This is a genomic window from Rhodanobacter sp. UC4437_H4, assembly GCF_052978425.1.
In genome coordinates this window covers 3,067,676-3,082,211 of the sequence record NZ_CM129673.1, presented here as the reverse complement: position 1 = coordinate 3,082,211, position 14,536 = coordinate 3,067,676, and the positions used below count along the sequence as shown (strand labels likewise).

The window sequence follows — 14,536 nt, the reverse complement described above, 5'->3', positions numbered from 1 at the left end:
TGCCCGCCCTACGAAAGCATCGCCCGCGAGCGGGCTCCTGCGATTCCCTATTCCCAATTCCCTAATTCCCGTCCTCATGGCTCCAGCATCTGCTGGATCCGGTCGAGGTTGCCCAGCAGCAGGGCACGGCGATCGTCGTGGCTTTCGCACAGCTGCACGAATACGCCGTCGAGCAGGTGCTGCAGGGCGGACTGGTACAGCAGCGGCTGGATGTAGGGCAGCTCGTCATGGGCGGACACCACCAGCGCGATGTCGGCCAGCGTGCGCAGCGGATTGGCGGTGTGCCGCGTCACCGTGATCAGCTGGCCGCGGCGTTCGCGGAAATAGCGGGCGATCTTGCACAGCGCCGGGTGGTTGCCGTGTTCGGAGAACATGATGAGCACGTCGCCGGCGCCGGCGGCGGAGACGTTGGCGGTCATCCGCGCGGTGTCGAAGTTGTGCACGGTGAGGATGCCCAGCAGCGACAGGCGCAACGCGAAATTGCGCGCATAGATGTCGTCCTCGCCCAGGCCGATGATGAACACCTTGCCGGCGCGGCCGGCCTGGCCGATCGCGTCGGCCACCGCATTGAGCATCTCCGGCGGGTTGATCAGCCGGGTGGCTTCCTCGGCCTCGGACTTGCGCCGCCACAGGTTGCCGGCGAACGCGCCGGTGCCGTCGCCGCCGGCGGTCGACTCGACCTGCAGGGTGTCGCCGTTGTCGGCGCGGGCGATCGCCTCGCCCACGGAATACTTGAGGTCGGGATAACCCTTGAAGCCCAGCTTCTGGGTGAACTTGACCACGCTGGACTGGCTGATGCCCAGCGCATTGGCCAATTGCTGCGAAGAGTAGTCGCGCAGCAGGTGCGCGTTCTCCAGCACGAAATCGGCGATGCGCCGCTCCACCGCGGACATCTGGTCGCGTTCCGAACGGATTTTGACCAGCGGCGACATCAGTTCTCTATCCTCTCCAGGCCGCGTATCTCCCGAATGCCCAGGCCGGGCGCGTCCGTTACCGAGATCTCCGATTCGTTGAAGATTACCCCACCGTCGACCGGGTTGAACTGGCACAGCGAGGGGCCGTCCAGGTCGATCTTGGTGATCGCGTTGGACTTTGCCACCGCCACGTGCACCGCGGCCGCCACGCTGATCGAGGTTTCCAGCATGCAGCCGATCATGCACTCGATGCCGTGCATGCCGGCGATGTCGGCGATGCGGATCGCATTGGAGATGCCGCCGGTCTTCATCAGCTTGATGTTGATGATGTCGGCCGCGCGCAGGCGGATCAGCTCGATCACCTCCATCGGGCCGAACACGCTCTCGTCGGCCATCACCGGCGTGTGCACGCGCTCGGTGACGTAGCGCATGCCGGCCAGGTCGTTGGCCTTGACCGGCTGCTCGATCAGCTCGAGCTTGATGCCGGCCTCCTCCAGCGTCTGCAGCGCATACACCGCCTGTTTGGCCGTCCAGCCCTGGTTGGCATCCAGGCGCAGCAGGGCGCGCCCTTCCACCGCGGCGTAGATCGCCTTGACCCGCTCGATGTCGACGCCGATGTCCTTGCCGACCTTGATCTTCAGCGACTCGAAACCGCGCTCCACCGCGGAGACCGAATCGGCCACCATCTTGTCGATGTAGTCGACGCTGATGGTGATGTCGGTGGTGATCACCGGATCGCCGCCGCCGAGCAGCTTGTACAGCGGCGCGCCGTAGAGCTGGCCCCACAGGTCGTACACCGCGATCTCCACCGCCGCCTTGGCGCTGGTGTTCTTCTCCATCGAGGACTGGATCAGCTGGGTGATCTGGTTGAGGTTGGCAATCTCCTGGCCGATCAGCCGCGGGGAGATGTAGTGGCGGATCGCGTCGATGATCGAGCCATGGGTGTCGCCGGTGATCACCGCGGTGGCGGGCGCCTCGCCGTAGCCGACCTCGCCGGTGTCGGTATGCATCATCACCACGATGTCGTCCACCGTGTTGACGGTGCGCAGCGCGGTCTTGAACGGGGTCTTCAGCGGTACCCGCAGCATGCCGAACTGGATGTCGGTGATTTTCATGGGAAGGCCTTCATGGAATCCGTGTCCTGTTTTCTTTTTGGTGCCGGCGGGCTCAGCGGCGGATGCGCACGATGCTGGTCATGCGGTCGACATAGCTCTGCTGGTCGTTGTAGAGCAGCGGCAGCAGCGGGGTCACCGACACCGCGTTGAGCTTGATGCGCACGCGGCTGCCGTCGGCCTTGCGGTAACTCATGCCGCCCACGTCGTGGATCACCCAGGGCTGGCCCTGGTACTGGCCGATCACCATCATCACGTGGCCGGGGATGTAGACCAGGTCGCCGACCTCCAGCGCCTGCGCGGCCTTGAGGCGCGTCTCGCGGCTATCCTTGGCGGTGAACGCGCGGTGCTCCAATGCCGGGCTGATCGCCTGCCTGCTTGTGTTGCGCGGCATCTGCACGCCCATGCTGCGGTACACGTCGGAGACGAAGCCCGAGCAGTCACGGCCATCGTACGCGTGGCCCCAGCCGTAGCGTTCGCCGAGGAACTTGAACGCCTGGCGGATGATGTTGGCGCGGGTCAGCGGCAGGTAGTCGGCAGCCGTGTCGGTGTTCTTCTGCAGCAGCGCCGGGGTGAAGCCCAGCGTGCCGTCGGCCTTGCGCAGCGGCAGGTCGAGCACGTGCGCGGCGTACGGCGTCTGCCCGTTCACCGGCTGGTCCGGCGGCAGATCGGTCGCCAGCGGCAGGCGCGTGCCCATGTCCAGCGGCAGCTGCGAGACGGCCGGCACCTCGCGGGTGAACACGGTGCGTTCGACCGCGCCGGTGATCACCCGGTACGGCGTCCTGTCAACGTAGCCGAACACCTCGGCCGCGCTGCCTTCGGCCACGTTGTCCTTTTCCGTCCACGCCGCATAGCGCGGGCTGACCACGAACAGCCACTGGCCGTCGGCGCTCGCATGCACGATCGCCACCGGCGTGCCGGGAAATTCGGCGGTCTCCTGGAAGCGGTCGATGTCGGTGTCGCCCTTTTCATTGAACACGCGCAGCGTGGTGGGGAACGTGCGCAGCGCAGCGCGGCGCACCACCAGGCCGTAGCGCGTCTTCTGCTGCGCGGGAATCGCATCCAGTGCGAGGTTGGCGACCACCGCGTCGAGCGTGGCCGCGCTCACCGATTTGCCCTCGACGTCGAACAGCGGTCGATCCGGCCGCTGCGACAGATCCTTGATCCAGCCTTCGACGCGGGCGCGGTCCAGCGTCGAAGGCAACGCGCGCAGATCGTGCATCGACGGGTCGATCTTCAGCAGCCTGGCGTTCTGCGCCGCGATCGCCGCGCGATCCATCACCGGCGCATCGGGCTGCGCCAGCCGCTCCACCCAGAACTGCGGCGTCAGCTGCGCCTCGCCCACGCCGAGCACGCCGGAGGGCGGCACGACCAGCGCGTCGTCGGCGCCGCGGGCCTGCGGCGCCGCCGCGGCGAGCAGGGGCGCAAGCAGGAGAGTGGCAAGCAGGGGAAATCGCATCATCGTGTCCTGTCGCAAGAACGCATCACGGAAGGGCCAGCTGCTTCAGGATCGACGCCACCACCAGGCCGAAACCGGTGCCGAGGATGTAGCCGAGCAAGGCCAGCAGGATACCCACCGGCACCAGCGCGGCCGAATAGCTGGCCGCCAGGATCGGCGTGGCGGCCACGCCGCCAATATGCGCCAGCGAGGAGATGCCGCACAGGTAGAGGTCGAAACGGAACAGCTTGGCGAAGCCGATCAGCAGCAGCGCGTGGATCGCGATGACGGTAACGCCGCACAGCAGGTACAGCGGTGCCGCGGCGATGCCGTGGAAGTTGCTCTGCGAGGCCAGCACCGCCACCACGCTGATCAGCAGGGCGCCGGAGATCGTGCTGGCGCCCGGATAACGCGCCAGCGGCGTATGCGCCACTACCAGCCCTGCGCCGGTGGCCAGCAGGATCGTCCAGGTGGTCGCGCTCAACATGCTGGAGGTCGGCAGTTTCGTCGCCACCCAGCCAGCCAGCGCGGCCGCCAGCAAGGCCATGCCCAGCCACAGCAGCACGCTGTCGGGCGTGGTCGGGCCGGTGGGTTTCGTTTCCGCCAGCGGGATGTCGCCGCTGGACTTGGCCCGCGTCCAGCGGTTGAACGCCGGCGCCAGCCGCGCCACCGAAAACAGCACCACCACCCACATCGAGTAGCACAGCGCGTCGGTCAGCAGCGACATCGCCAGCAACTGGTCGGACATGTCGATCGCCTGCTTCACCGCGATCATGTTGGCGGTGCCGCCTACCCAACTGCCGGACAACGCGGCCAGCGGTTGCCACTGGTCGCCCGGCAGCCAGTGCCGGTAGATCAGGAACGCGCCGATGAAGGCCACGAACAGGCTCACCGAGGTGCAGGCGAACACGGCCAGCACGCGCGGCCCCAGCCGCCAGATCGCGCGCAGGTCGCAGTTGATCATCAGCAGGAACAACAGCGCCGGCACCAGGTGCGAGACCAACATCGTCTGCGCCGCATGGATCTCGTCGTTGACCTGCCACAGCCCCGACACGGCCAACGCGGTCACCAGCAGATAGGTCAGCACGATCGGCGGCAACACCGAGAAGACCTTCCAGCCGTAGCGGCGCTCGATCGCCGGAAACACCCCGGCGGCCAGCAACATCACCGCCAGGTAGGGCCAGACCGTTTGGATCACATGCGTCCCCTCGTGGTTCGTGCGCGGGCCAGTGCCAGCCTCGCTGTCGTGTCGGCAAGGAATAGCTGATTCGAGTCGAATTGGTTTGAAGCATAAATTATTGACCAGCATTTGCAAGCGTGTTACACAGCCATTTCAGGGGATCGGATGCGGAGACGCCGCTCGATGGATACACCATTGCCTGCCACCACGAGAATACGACGCCATGCCCGGGCCGCGCGCCTGTTGCTGGTGGCCGCGCTGGCGCTGTCCGCCGGCCTGCCGGCGGGGGCGAGCGTGGGTGGCTCACCGCTGAATCCCGTCATTGCCCAGATCGACGCCGGCCATTTCAAGGCGGCGCAGGCGGCGATCGAGACCGCGCTGGCGCAGCCGGGCGTGTCGGCCGAGCAGCGCCAGGCACTGCTGTTCCAGCGCGAGCGCATGCGCCGCATCCTGCTCGACTTCACCCTGAGCGCGGACGAGGTCGAGGCGCGCGTGCGCAAGCAGATCCCCGACCTCACCGACGCCGAGTTCGCGAAGTGGAACGCCGCCGGCCTGTTCGAACATCAGGTCATCGACGGCCGCACGCTGTACTTCAAGCGTTCGCCCGGCAATCTGTTCCGGCTCAGCCCCGAGGCGGTGGCGCGGCGCGCGGTGCAGGCACCGATCACCGACGGCCCGATGGAATCGCTCAACGACCACCAGCGCGCGATCTTCCACGCCGCGCTCGACCAGCATCGCGCCAGCGTGCTGCCGCAGCGCCTGCGCATGACGCAGACACTCACCGTCGACGCCGATGCGGTGCCCGCGGGCAAGATCGTGCGTGCGTGGATTCCCTACCCGCAGGCGATCCCCGGCCAGCAGGAAGACATCCGCTACGTCGCCAGCGTGCCGGCGAAGCACGACATCGCGCCGAAATCGGCGCCGCAGCGCACGGTGTACCTGGAAAAGCCCGCCGTGGCCGGGCAGAAGACCGTGTTCTCGGTCACCTACGAACTGACCTTGCTGGCGCAATACCACGCGATCGACCCGGCCAGGGTGCAAGCGGAAACCATCACCCCGGAGCTGGCCCCGTTCGTGGCCGAGCGCGCGCCGCACATCGTGTTCACCGACGCCATGCGCGCGTTCTCGCGCAAGGTCGTGGGCGAGGAGAAGAACCCGTACCGCATCGCGCAGAAACTGTTCGCCGCGGTGGACCGGATTCCCTGGGCCGGCGCGCGCGAGTATTCGACGATCTCCAACATCAGCGACTACGCGCTGCACGCCGGCCACGCCGACTGCGGCCAGCAGACCCTGCTGCTGATGACCCTGCTGCGCCTCAACGGCATCCCCGCGCGCTGGCAGTCCGGCATGGTGTTCGCCGCCGACGGCAGCGGCTACAGCAACATCCACGACTGGGGCTTCCTGTACCTGGCGCCGTACGGCTGGGTGCCGATGGACGTCACCACCGGCCGCCTGCATCCGGCCGCGGGCGACGACCCGGCGCTGGAGTGGTTCTACCTCGGCGGGCTCGACAACTGGCGCATCGCCTTCAATGCCGACTACGGGCGCCGCTTCGAGCCCCCCAAGCACCACTTCCGTTCCGACGACGTGGATTCGCAGCGCGGCGAGGCCGAGTGGGACGGCGGCAACGTGTACTTCGATCAACTGGACTACGACTTCGACTGGCAGGTGCTGCCAGCGGAGCACGGACGCGGCGGCAACTAACCGGCAGCTATTCACAAAAACTGGCATCGACGGCGTCGATGGGGAGATGGGGAAATGAGCAACAGTCGCAGCTTGCGCAGAACCGTACTTTGCATGGCGCTTGGCATGGGCCTGGCCTCGCTGGCCGTGCCTGCCGCCTTTGCCGGCAGCAACGACGGCGCCGTGGTCGGCCACACCGCGGCGGGCGCGGTGGTCACGGTGACCAGCACCGACACCGGCCTCACCCGCAGCGTCACCGCCGATGCCAAGGGCAACTACCGCTTCCCGTTCCTGCCGGTCGGCACCTACACCTTGCAGAGCAGCGGCGGCGGTGCCGCGAGCGAGCCGATCAACGTCACGGTGAGCCTGGGCAACACCACCACCGTCAACGTCGGCTCGGCTCCGACCGCGACCGAACTGAGCGCGGTCACGGTCAGCGGCTCGGTCCTCCCCGGCGTCGACGTCACCTCCACCGAGTCGGCCACCAACGTCACCCGCGAGCAACTGGCGCGGCTGCCGGTGGATCAGAACATCACCTCGGTGGCCGTGCTGGCGCCGGGCGTCAACAAGGGCGTCGCCGGCTTCGGCGGCATCTCCTTCGGCGGCTCGTCGGTGGCGGAGAACTCGTTCTACGTCAACGGCCTCAACGTCACCGACTTCTATAACCGCAACGGCTTCTCCTCGGCGCCGTTCGCGTTCTACCAGGAGTTCCAGGTCAAGACCGGCGGCTACTCGGTCGAGTTCGGCCGCACCACCGGCGGCGTGATCAACGCGGTGACGCGCTCGGGCACCAACCAGTTCAAGTACGGCGCCGAGCTCACCATGGAGCCGGCCAGCTGGCACTCGCGCGCCGACGACCACTACCGCGCCGACGGCACGCGCTACCTCACCGCCAGCCGCGACCGCGACGCGCTGGCCAAGCTCAACGTCTACGCGTCCGGCCCGATCGTGAAGGACAAGCTGTTCTTCTTCGCCATGTACGAGGCGCGCGACTCCTCGCCGGAGAACACCAACGACGCCGGCACCACGCTGACCAAGAACAGCGCCGACACCGGCTTCTGGGGCACCAAGATCGACTGGCACATCACCGACGCCAACCTGCTTGAGTTCATGGCCTTCTCGGACAAGAACAGCAACGTGGGCGACGTCTACGACTACACCTACACCGGCGACATCACCGGCAACAAGACCAACGAGATCTACACCGACACCGGCGGCAGGAACTGGAACCTCACCTGGACCAGCTACCTCACCAACGACCTGTCGATGAAGCTGATGTACGGCCGCAACGACCGCGAGTCGTTCAACCGCGGGCTCAGCGACGTGGAATGCAACCGCGTGGCCAGCGACGGCAAGATCGCCCTGCCCGGTGTCGCGCTCGGCTGCACCACCAACTCATCGGTGAGCCATCGCAACGACGTGCGCAAGCAGGCGCGCGCGGACTTCGAGTGGACGCTGGGCGACCACCTGCTGCGCTTCGGCTTCGACCACGAGCAGAACACCTCCGACTACGAGCGCTACTACCCCGGCCCCGGCGCGATCTACTACAACGTGTACAAGGCCGACCCGGGCTCCTCGATCTCCAACCCCAACGGCGGCGGCGTGATCCCGCCCGGCTACACCGGCTACGTGCGCGCGCGCCGCTACGAGATCGCCGGCAACTTCGAGACCACCAACTCGGCGTACTACATCGAGGACAACTGGCAGGTCACCTCCAACCTGCTGCTGAACGCCGGCATCCGCAGCGACGGCTTCGACAACAAGGGCGGCGACGGCAAGAGCTACATCAAGATGGACAACATGATCGCGCCGCGCGTTGGCTTCTCGTGGGACATGAAGGGCGACGGCAGCACCAAGCTGTTCGGCAACCTCGGCCGCTACTACCTGCCGGTGGCCAACGTGATCAACATCAAGCAGGCCGGCGGCCTGCTCGACGAACGCACCTACTACGCCTTCGGCGGCTGGCAGATCGAGGACCGCAACGGCTCGCAGTACGCCATGCCGATCCTCGGCCCGCAACTGGGCGGCGTCGACACCTCGCAGGGCGACGGCACCGTCGGCGACCTGCGCTCGGAGGTCGACCACGACATGGACCAGGTCTACCAGGACGAGGCGATCCTGGGCTTCCAGCAGATGATCGACGACAAGTGGTCGTGGGGCGTCAGCGGCACCTATCGCCGCCTGCACAACGCGATCGACGACATGGAGATCAGCGCCACCGCGCAGTGCGGCGAGGATGGCTACATCGGCTGGGTGATGGCCAACCCCGGCTCCAAGGTGCAGGTGTGGGGCGACTCCAACTGCGACGGCACGCCCGACGGCTACATCACCGTGGACACCTCCAAGGAAGGCTGGGCGATGTACCGCCAGGATGGCGTCGACGCCGACGGCGACCCGATCATGACCTACATCGGCCAGCGCGGCTGGGTGAAGCCCAAGCGCAGCTATACCGCGGTGGAGTTCCAGATCAACCGCGCGTGGGACGACCAGTGGGCGTTCAATGCCTCCTACACGCTGTCGTGGAGCCGCGGCAACGCGGAAGGCCCGGTCAACTCGGACACCAACTTCGACGACACCGGCCGCACCGAGAACTTCGATGACCCGTGGGTGAACTTCGGCGGCGACGGCTACCTGCCCAACGACCGGCGTCACCAGTTCAAGCTGCGCGGCACCTACGCGCTGACTCCGCACTGGCAGCTCGGCGCCGACCTGCAGGCGCTGTCCGGCACGCCGATCACCGGCTTCGGCGTGGGCAACCCGTTCGACGCGTCCAACTACCACAGCTACTACACCTGCGTGCAGAACTGCGATTCGGAGTTCTCCGCCGACCGCGTCTATGTGAACTCGCCGCGCGGCAAGTACGGCCGCACGCCGTGGACCTACAACGTCGGCGCCAGCGTGAGCTACATCCTGCCGATCGGCGACACCGGCCGCTTCAAGGCCAAGCTGGCGGTGTACAACCTGTTCAACACCCAGCAGACGCTGAACGTGGACCAGGACCTGCAGACCACCATCGGCAACGGCACCAGCGACACCTTCGGCGACGGCATCAGCTTCCAGGCGCCGCGCTTCACCCAACTCACCCTCAGCGTGGACTTCTGAACGTACTCCCCTGGCGGCGACCCACACGGAATGGTGGGTCGCCCTTTTTTTGCCCGCCCTGCGGGCGACCGACAATGGCCCGCCACTGCCCATGAACCACCTCCACGCCACGCCAGCCGCCATGCCCGGCAACCTCGCGGCCGCCGGTACGCCGGCGCCGCGCTGGCTCGATGGCGTCGACCTGCAGCGGCTGGCCGAACGCATCCCCACCCCCTTTCACGCCTATTCCGCCAGCGCGATCCACCAGCGCATCGACGCGCTGAAAACCGCGCTGGCCGGCCTCGACGCCACCATCTGCTTCGCGGTCAAGGCCAACCCCAACCTCGCCATCCTGCAGCTGATGGCGCAAGCCGGCGTCGGCGCCGACATCGTCTCGGTCGGCGAACTGCGCCGCGCGCTCAACGCCGGCATCCCGGCCGAGCGCATCGTGTTCTCCGGTGTCGGCAAGAGCGCCGACGAGATCGCCGGCGCGCTGAACGTCGGCATCATGCGCTTCAACGTCGAGTCGCTGGACGAACTGCATACCCTGCAGCGGGTCGCGAAGGCGCAGGAAGTGACCGCGCGCGCCGCCGTGCGCATCAACCCCGACGTGGACGCGCAGACCCACGCGAAGATCTCCACCGGCAAGTCGGAGAACAAGTTCGGCGTCAGCATCGACGAGGCGCGCCGCTGGTTCGCCGACCGCAAACGGCTCGGCAACGTGCAACTCGACGGCCTGCACGTGCACATCGGCTCGCAGATCCTCAGCCTTGATCCGTTCCGCCTTGCGCTGCAGCGGGTCGCCGCGTTCTGGCGCGAACTCGAGCAGGCCGGCCACCCGCTCAACAGCATCGACGTCGGCGGCGGGCTGGGCGTGTGCTATCGCGCCGGCGTGGACCAGCCGGTGGCCGCGGCCGATTACGTCGGCGCGATCCGCGAGGCGCTGGCCGGTTTCCGCGGCCGCCTGCTGCTGGAACCAGGGCGCTACCTGGTCGCCGAGGCGGGCGTGCTGCTGACCCGGGTAATCCGCGTCAAGCCCGGCATCGAGCGCACGTTCCTGGTGCTGGACGCGGCGATGAACGACCTGCAGCGGCCCAGCCTGTACGACGCCTGGCACGACATCGTGCCGGTAGCGGACGAGCCGCGCCCCATGACCACCTACGACATCGTCGGCCCGGTGTGCGAGACCGGCGATACCTTCGCCCGCGCACGCGAACTGCCCGAATGCGCCGCCGGCGACCTGTTGCTGATCAAGGCCACCGGCGCGTACGGTACGTCGATGGCCTCCACCTACAACTCGCGGCCGCTGGCCGCCGAGGTACTGCTGCAGCGGGGCCGCTACGCCGTCGTGCGGCGGCGGCAGCATTTCGAGGAAATGATCGCCGGCGAACAGCCGGCCCGGAACTGGGAAACGCCATGAACACGACTGTCCGCCTCGCCCTCCTCGCCGCCTTGAGCCTGGCTGCCGCGCTGCCCGCGCAGGCACAGCAGGATCCGCCGATCACCATCGACACCCACGTCGATATCCCGTTCAACTACATGGGCGAGCCGCGTTTCGACGTCGGGCACGACACCCGATTGCTGGTCGACCTGGGCAAGATGGAGCGCGGCGGCCTGAACGCGGCGTTCTTCGTGGTCTGGGTGCCGCAGCACAAGCTCGACGCCGCCGGCTACGCCAAGGCGGTGAAACAGGCCAGCCAGAAATACGACGGCATCGGCCGCATGCTGATGATGTACCCGGACCGCATCCGCCTGGCCACCACGCCCGAACAGCTGCTCGCCAACCGCAAGGCCGGCCTGCTCTCGGCGACGATCGAGATCGAGAACGCCTACTCGCTCGGCCACGACATCCACCGCCTCGACGCCGCCTTCGATCGCGGTGCGCGCTCGGTCGGCCTGGTCCATGTCGGCAACAACGACCTGTGCACCAGCTCGCTGCCCGACACCGAACACGGCGAGCCGGCGATGAACAGCGCCGGCGACAAGGGCATGAGCGACTTCGGCCGCGCCGTGGTGAAGCGCGCGAACGAACTCGGCATGCTGGTCGACATCTCGCACGCCTCGGACAACTGCGTGCGCGATGCGCTGAAGGCATCCAGCACGCCGATCATCGCCTCGCACTCCGGCGCCCGCGCCGTGCTCGACCACCCGCGCAACCTGCCCGACGACCTGCTGCGCGCGATCGCCGCCAAGGGCGGCGTGATCGACGCGGTGGCCTACAAGGAGTTCCTCAAGCACGACCCCGGTCGCGCGGCCGCCGAGAAGGCGCTGCAGGAGCGCGTGGCGAAACAGGCCGGCGAGAAGGCATACGACATCGACAACGACGACTACCGTCCCGAGATGGAAGCGGGCATGGCCGCGATCCAGAAGCAATACCCGCTGGCCACCCTGGACGACTACGTGAAGCAGATCCGCCACATGGTGAAGGTGGCCGGCATCGACCACGTCGGCATCGCCTCCGACTTCGACGGCGGCGGCGGCATCACCGGCTGGAAGGACGCCAGCGAGACACGCAACGTCACCGCCGCGCTGCGCAAGGCCGGCTTCAGCGACGAGGACATCGCCAAGCTGTGGGGCGGCAACCTGCTGCGCGTGTGGGGCGAGGTCGAGCGCCATGCTGATCGTCATTAAGCCGCGCCTGCTGCTGGCCGCGGCACTCGGGCTGGGCTGCACGCTCGTCCACGCGGCCACGCCCGGGGCGGAAACCGCTGCCCTCGACAAGATCGTCGACGCCACCGTCGCCCGCTACCACCTGCCCGGCATCGCCGTGGGCGTGATCGAGAACGGGCAGGTCGTCTACACGCGCACCGTGGGCGAAACCATCGCCGGCTCGGGCCAGCCGATCACCCCGCAGACGCTGTTCAAGATCGCCTCCAACAGCAAGGCGATGACCACCGCCCTGCTCGGCCGGCTGGTCGACCAGGGCAAGCTGCGCTGGGACGATCCGGTGACGAAATACCTGCCGCAGTTCCGCATGCACGATCCGTGGGTCACCGCGAACATGCGCGTGGCCGACCTGCTCACCCATTCCAGCGGCCTGCCCGAGGGCGGCGGCGACCTGATGCTGTGGCCGGAGCCGAACGCGTTCACCCGCGCCGACATCATCCACGGCCTCGCCTTCATCAAGCCCGGCTACAGCTTCCGCTCGCAATACCAGTACGACAACCTGCTCTACGTGGTGGCCGGCGAAGTCGCCGCCGCCGCGGGCGGCGCGCCGTACGAAACGCTGATGCGGCGCGAAGTGTTCGAGCCGCTGCACCTGGACCGCTGCCAGGTCGGCGCGTGGAACCGCGACACGGTCGGCGACGTGGCCACGCCGCACCGCCGCGACGGCGGCCGCAACGTGCCGATCCCCGAAGCCGCGGCGATTCCCGCGATCACCTCGGCCGCCGCCGGCGGCATCCGCTGCGACCTCACCGACATGCTGAGCTGGGCGCGCAACTGGCTGGTGCCCAGCACGGCGCAGCTGAAGTGGCTGTCGTCGGTGCAGCGCGACGTGCTGCAGGCGCCGCACATGCTGATCCCGGTTTCCGCACAGCGCCGCGCCTGGGACAACAGCCACATCATGGCCTACGGCTACGGCTGGCGCATGGCCGACGTCGACGGCCAGTGGAGCGTGTGGCACACCGGCACGCTGAACGGCATGTACTCGATGCTGGCCCTGCTGCCGGACCGCAAGAGCGGCTTCGTGTTCATGATCAACGGCGAGGCGGACGACGCACGCACCGCGCTCGGCGAAGTGCTTATGAAGCATTTCACCGCACCCGACTCCAGCCGCGACGTGAGCTGGTACGCCGACGCGCTGGAGCAGCAGGCGAAGCAGCGGTCGCCGTCCTCGTCCGCCCCGGACACCTCGACGCAGCGGCCAGCCAGCACCGCCGAACTGGCGCGCTGGAGCGGGCAGTATCGCGACCCGTGGTTCGGCGACGTCACGCTGTGCCCGCGCGACGGAAAAATGCATTTCGCCGCCGCGAAGTCGCCGACGCTGGCCGGCACGGTGATGCGCCTGGGCAAGCGTTATTTCGTGCACTGGGACGATTCGGCCGACCTGGATGCCTGGCTGGATTTCCATGCGGCCACCGCCAGCCAGCCGATCACCCTGCGCATGGCCAAGCTCGACCCGCTGGGCGACTTCAGTTCCGACTACGAGGACCTCGATTTCCAGCGCGTGGGGAGCTGCCACCCATGACCAACCCGTCGCCCATCACCGCCGGCAGGAGCCCGCTTGCGGGCGATGCTCCCGTGCCTGGCGGAAGAAAAGGCATCGCCCGCAAGCGGGCTCCTGCGAAAGCCGGGCATCTGATCGCGTTTGCCCTGCTCGTCGCCGTCAGCGGCATCGCCCACGCGGACCAGCCGCCGGCGCTGTCGCCGGCGACGACTGCCGCCGCGGCGAACCTGGTCGACATCCGCACGCTGGTGCCGGACATCGCCGAGGACATCAAGTACGCCGGCAGCGACAATTTCATGGGCACGCCGGCGGACGGCTATCGCGCGCCGGCCTGCCTGCTGCTGCGCCCGGTCGCCGAGGCGCTGGCGAAGGTCGAGCACGAGCTGCGCGCGCAGCACCGGCGCCTGAAGATCTGGGACTGCTACCGCCCCGCCCGCGCGGTGGCGCACTTCGTGCGCTGGGCGCAAGACTTGGGCGACCAGCGCACCAAGCCGCAGCACTACCCGCGGCTGGACAAGTCCGAACTCCTGCACGGCTACATCGCCGAAAGCTCGGGTCACAGCCGCGGCGCCACCATCGACCTGACCATGCAGCAGTGCGCCGACGACGGCACGCATTGCACGCCGCTGGACATGGGCACCGATTTCGATTTCTTCGACGTGCGCGCGCACACCGACTCGCCCGAGGTGACCGCGCAGCAGCACGCCAACCGCGTGGTGCTGCGCGACGCCATGCAACGCGAAGGCTTCCGCAATTACCCGATGGAGTGGTGGCATTACACCCTCGAACCGGAGCCGACCCCACACACGATCTACGACGTGCCGGTGCAATGACCGGCCCGGAGCAACCATGCGCCGATACCCGTAGGGCGGGCACTGCCCGCCGGCTCTTCGGCGCGGCGCAACGCGCTTCGCAAATGCGGCGGGCAGTGCCCGCCCTACGAGGCACGATCAACGAGGG

At 67.8% G+C, this 14,536-nt stretch carries 10 protein-coding genes; 6 read left to right on the top strand and 4 right to left on the bottom strand.

Annotated elements, in window-relative coordinates; translation table 11 throughout:
* Nucleotides 1–74: 74 nt before the first annotated feature.
* Genes ACVCL3_RS13920 through ACVCL3_RS13905 form a run of 4 tightly spaced genes read right to left on the bottom strand, consistent with a single transcriptional unit; the run spans nucleotide 75 to nucleotide 4,662 of the window.
* A complete protein-coding gene (locus tag ACVCL3_RS13920) occupies nucleotides 75–932 on the bottom strand; it encodes a MurR/RpiR family transcriptional regulator (protein WP_395120163.1) in 858 nt (285 codons plus the stop codon).
* The gene (locus tag ACVCL3_RS13915; RefSeq protein ID WP_447099704.1) at nucleotides 932–2,029 is read right to left on the bottom strand and encodes a dipeptide epimerase; all 1,098 of its coding nucleotides are present in this window, start codon (nucleotides 2,027–2,029) and stop codon (nucleotides 932–934) included. Before ACVCL3_RS13915 ends, ACVCL3_RS13920 begins: the two co-directional genes overlap by 1 nt.
* A 52-nt stretch (nucleotides 2,030–2,081) precedes the next feature.
* Nucleotides 2,082–3,485, bottom strand: a complete 1,404-nt coding sequence (locus ACVCL3_RS13910) for a C40 family peptidase (protein ID WP_447099703.1) — start codon at nucleotides 3,483–3,485, stop codon at nucleotides 2,082–2,084.
* A gap of 25 nt (nucleotides 3,486–3,510) precedes the next feature.
* Entirely contained in the window at nucleotides 3,511–4,662 is a 1,152-nt protein-coding gene (locus tag ACVCL3_RS13905; RefSeq protein ID WP_395120165.1) for a DUF819 family protein, read from the bottom strand.
* A 165-nt stretch (nucleotides 4,663–4,827) separates the two neighbouring features.
* Between ACVCL3_RS13905 and ACVCL3_RS13900 the strand changes: the two genes are divergently transcribed.
* From ACVCL3_RS13900 to ACVCL3_RS13875, 6 genes are all read left to right on the top strand, one after another.
* Nucleotides 4,828–6,348 carry a transglutaminase-like domain-containing protein gene (locus tag ACVCL3_RS13900; RefSeq protein WP_447099702.1) on the top strand — a complete coding sequence of 507 codons (1,521 nt, stop codon included), beginning with the start codon at nucleotides 4,828–4,830 and terminating at the stop codon, nucleotides 6,346–6,348.
* Between the two features lie 54 nt (nucleotides 6,349–6,402).
* On the top strand, nucleotides 6,403–9,429 hold the full coding sequence (locus ACVCL3_RS13895) for a TonB-dependent receptor (protein ID WP_395120167.1): 3,027 nt from the start codon (nucleotides 6,403–6,405) through the stop codon (nucleotides 9,427–9,429).
* 121 nt (nucleotides 9,430–9,550) lie between these two features.
* Nucleotides 9,551–10,828 carry a diaminopimelate decarboxylase gene (gene lysA, locus ACVCL3_RS13890; protein ID WP_447101533.1) on the top strand — a complete coding sequence of 426 codons (1,278 nt, stop codon included), beginning with the start codon at nucleotides 9,551–9,553 and terminating at the stop codon, nucleotides 10,826–10,828.
* Nucleotides 10,825–12,039: a dipeptidase gene (locus ACVCL3_RS13885; protein WP_447099701.1), complete on the top strand. Its 1,215-nt coding sequence runs from the start codon at nucleotides 10,825–10,827 to the stop codon at nucleotides 12,037–12,039. Before lysA ends, ACVCL3_RS13885 begins: the two co-directional genes overlap by 4 nt.
* On the top strand, nucleotides 12,023–13,597 hold the full coding sequence (locus ACVCL3_RS13880; protein WP_447099700.1) for a serine hydrolase: 1,575 nt from the start codon (nucleotides 12,023–12,025) through the stop codon (nucleotides 13,595–13,597). The genes ACVCL3_RS13885 and ACVCL3_RS13880 overlap by 17 nt, the downstream gene beginning before the upstream one ends.
* A complete protein-coding gene (locus ACVCL3_RS13875; protein ID WP_447099699.1) occupies nucleotides 13,594–14,409 on the top strand; it encodes a M15 family metallopeptidase in 816 nt (271 codons plus the stop codon). Before ACVCL3_RS13880 ends, ACVCL3_RS13875 begins: the two co-directional genes overlap by 4 nt.
* Nucleotides 14,410–14,536 lie beyond the last annotated feature (127 nt).

Bases quoted from the DNA above. Each gene is read 5' to 3' on its own strand.
- ACVCL3_RS13920 (WP_395120163.1), bottom strand. From the start codon at position 932: ATGTCGCCGCTGGTCAAAATCCGTTCGGAACGCGACCAGATGTCCGCG.
- ACVCL3_RS13915 (WP_447099704.1), bottom strand. From the start codon at position 2,029: ATGAAAATCACCGACATCCAGTTCGGCATGCTGCGGGTACCGCTGAAG.
- ACVCL3_RS13910 (WP_447099703.1), bottom strand. From the start codon at position 3,485: ATGCGATTTCCCCTGCTTGCCACTCTCCTGCTTGCGCCCCTGCTCGCC.
- ACVCL3_RS13900 (WP_447099702.1), top strand. From the start codon at position 4,828: ATGGATACACCATTGCCTGCCACCACGAGAATACGACGCCATGCCCGG.
- ACVCL3_RS13895 (WP_395120167.1), top strand. From the start codon at position 6,403: ATGAGCAACAGTCGCAGCTTGCGCAGAACCGTACTTTGCATGGCGCTT.
- lysA (WP_447101533.1), top strand. From the start codon at position 9,551: ATGCCCGGCAACCTCGCGGCCGCCGGTACGCCGGCGCCGCGCTGGCTC.
- ACVCL3_RS13885 (WP_447099701.1), top strand. From the start codon at position 10,825: ATGAACACGACTGTCCGCCTCGCCCTCCTCGCCGCCTTGAGCCTGGCT.
- ACVCL3_RS13880 (WP_447099700.1), top strand. From the start codon at position 12,023: ATGCTGATCGTCATTAAGCCGCGCCTGCTGCTGGCCGCGGCACTCGGG.
- ACVCL3_RS13875 (WP_447099699.1), top strand. From the start codon at position 13,594: ATGACCAACCCGTCGCCCATCACCGCCGGCAGGAGCCCGCTTGCGGGC.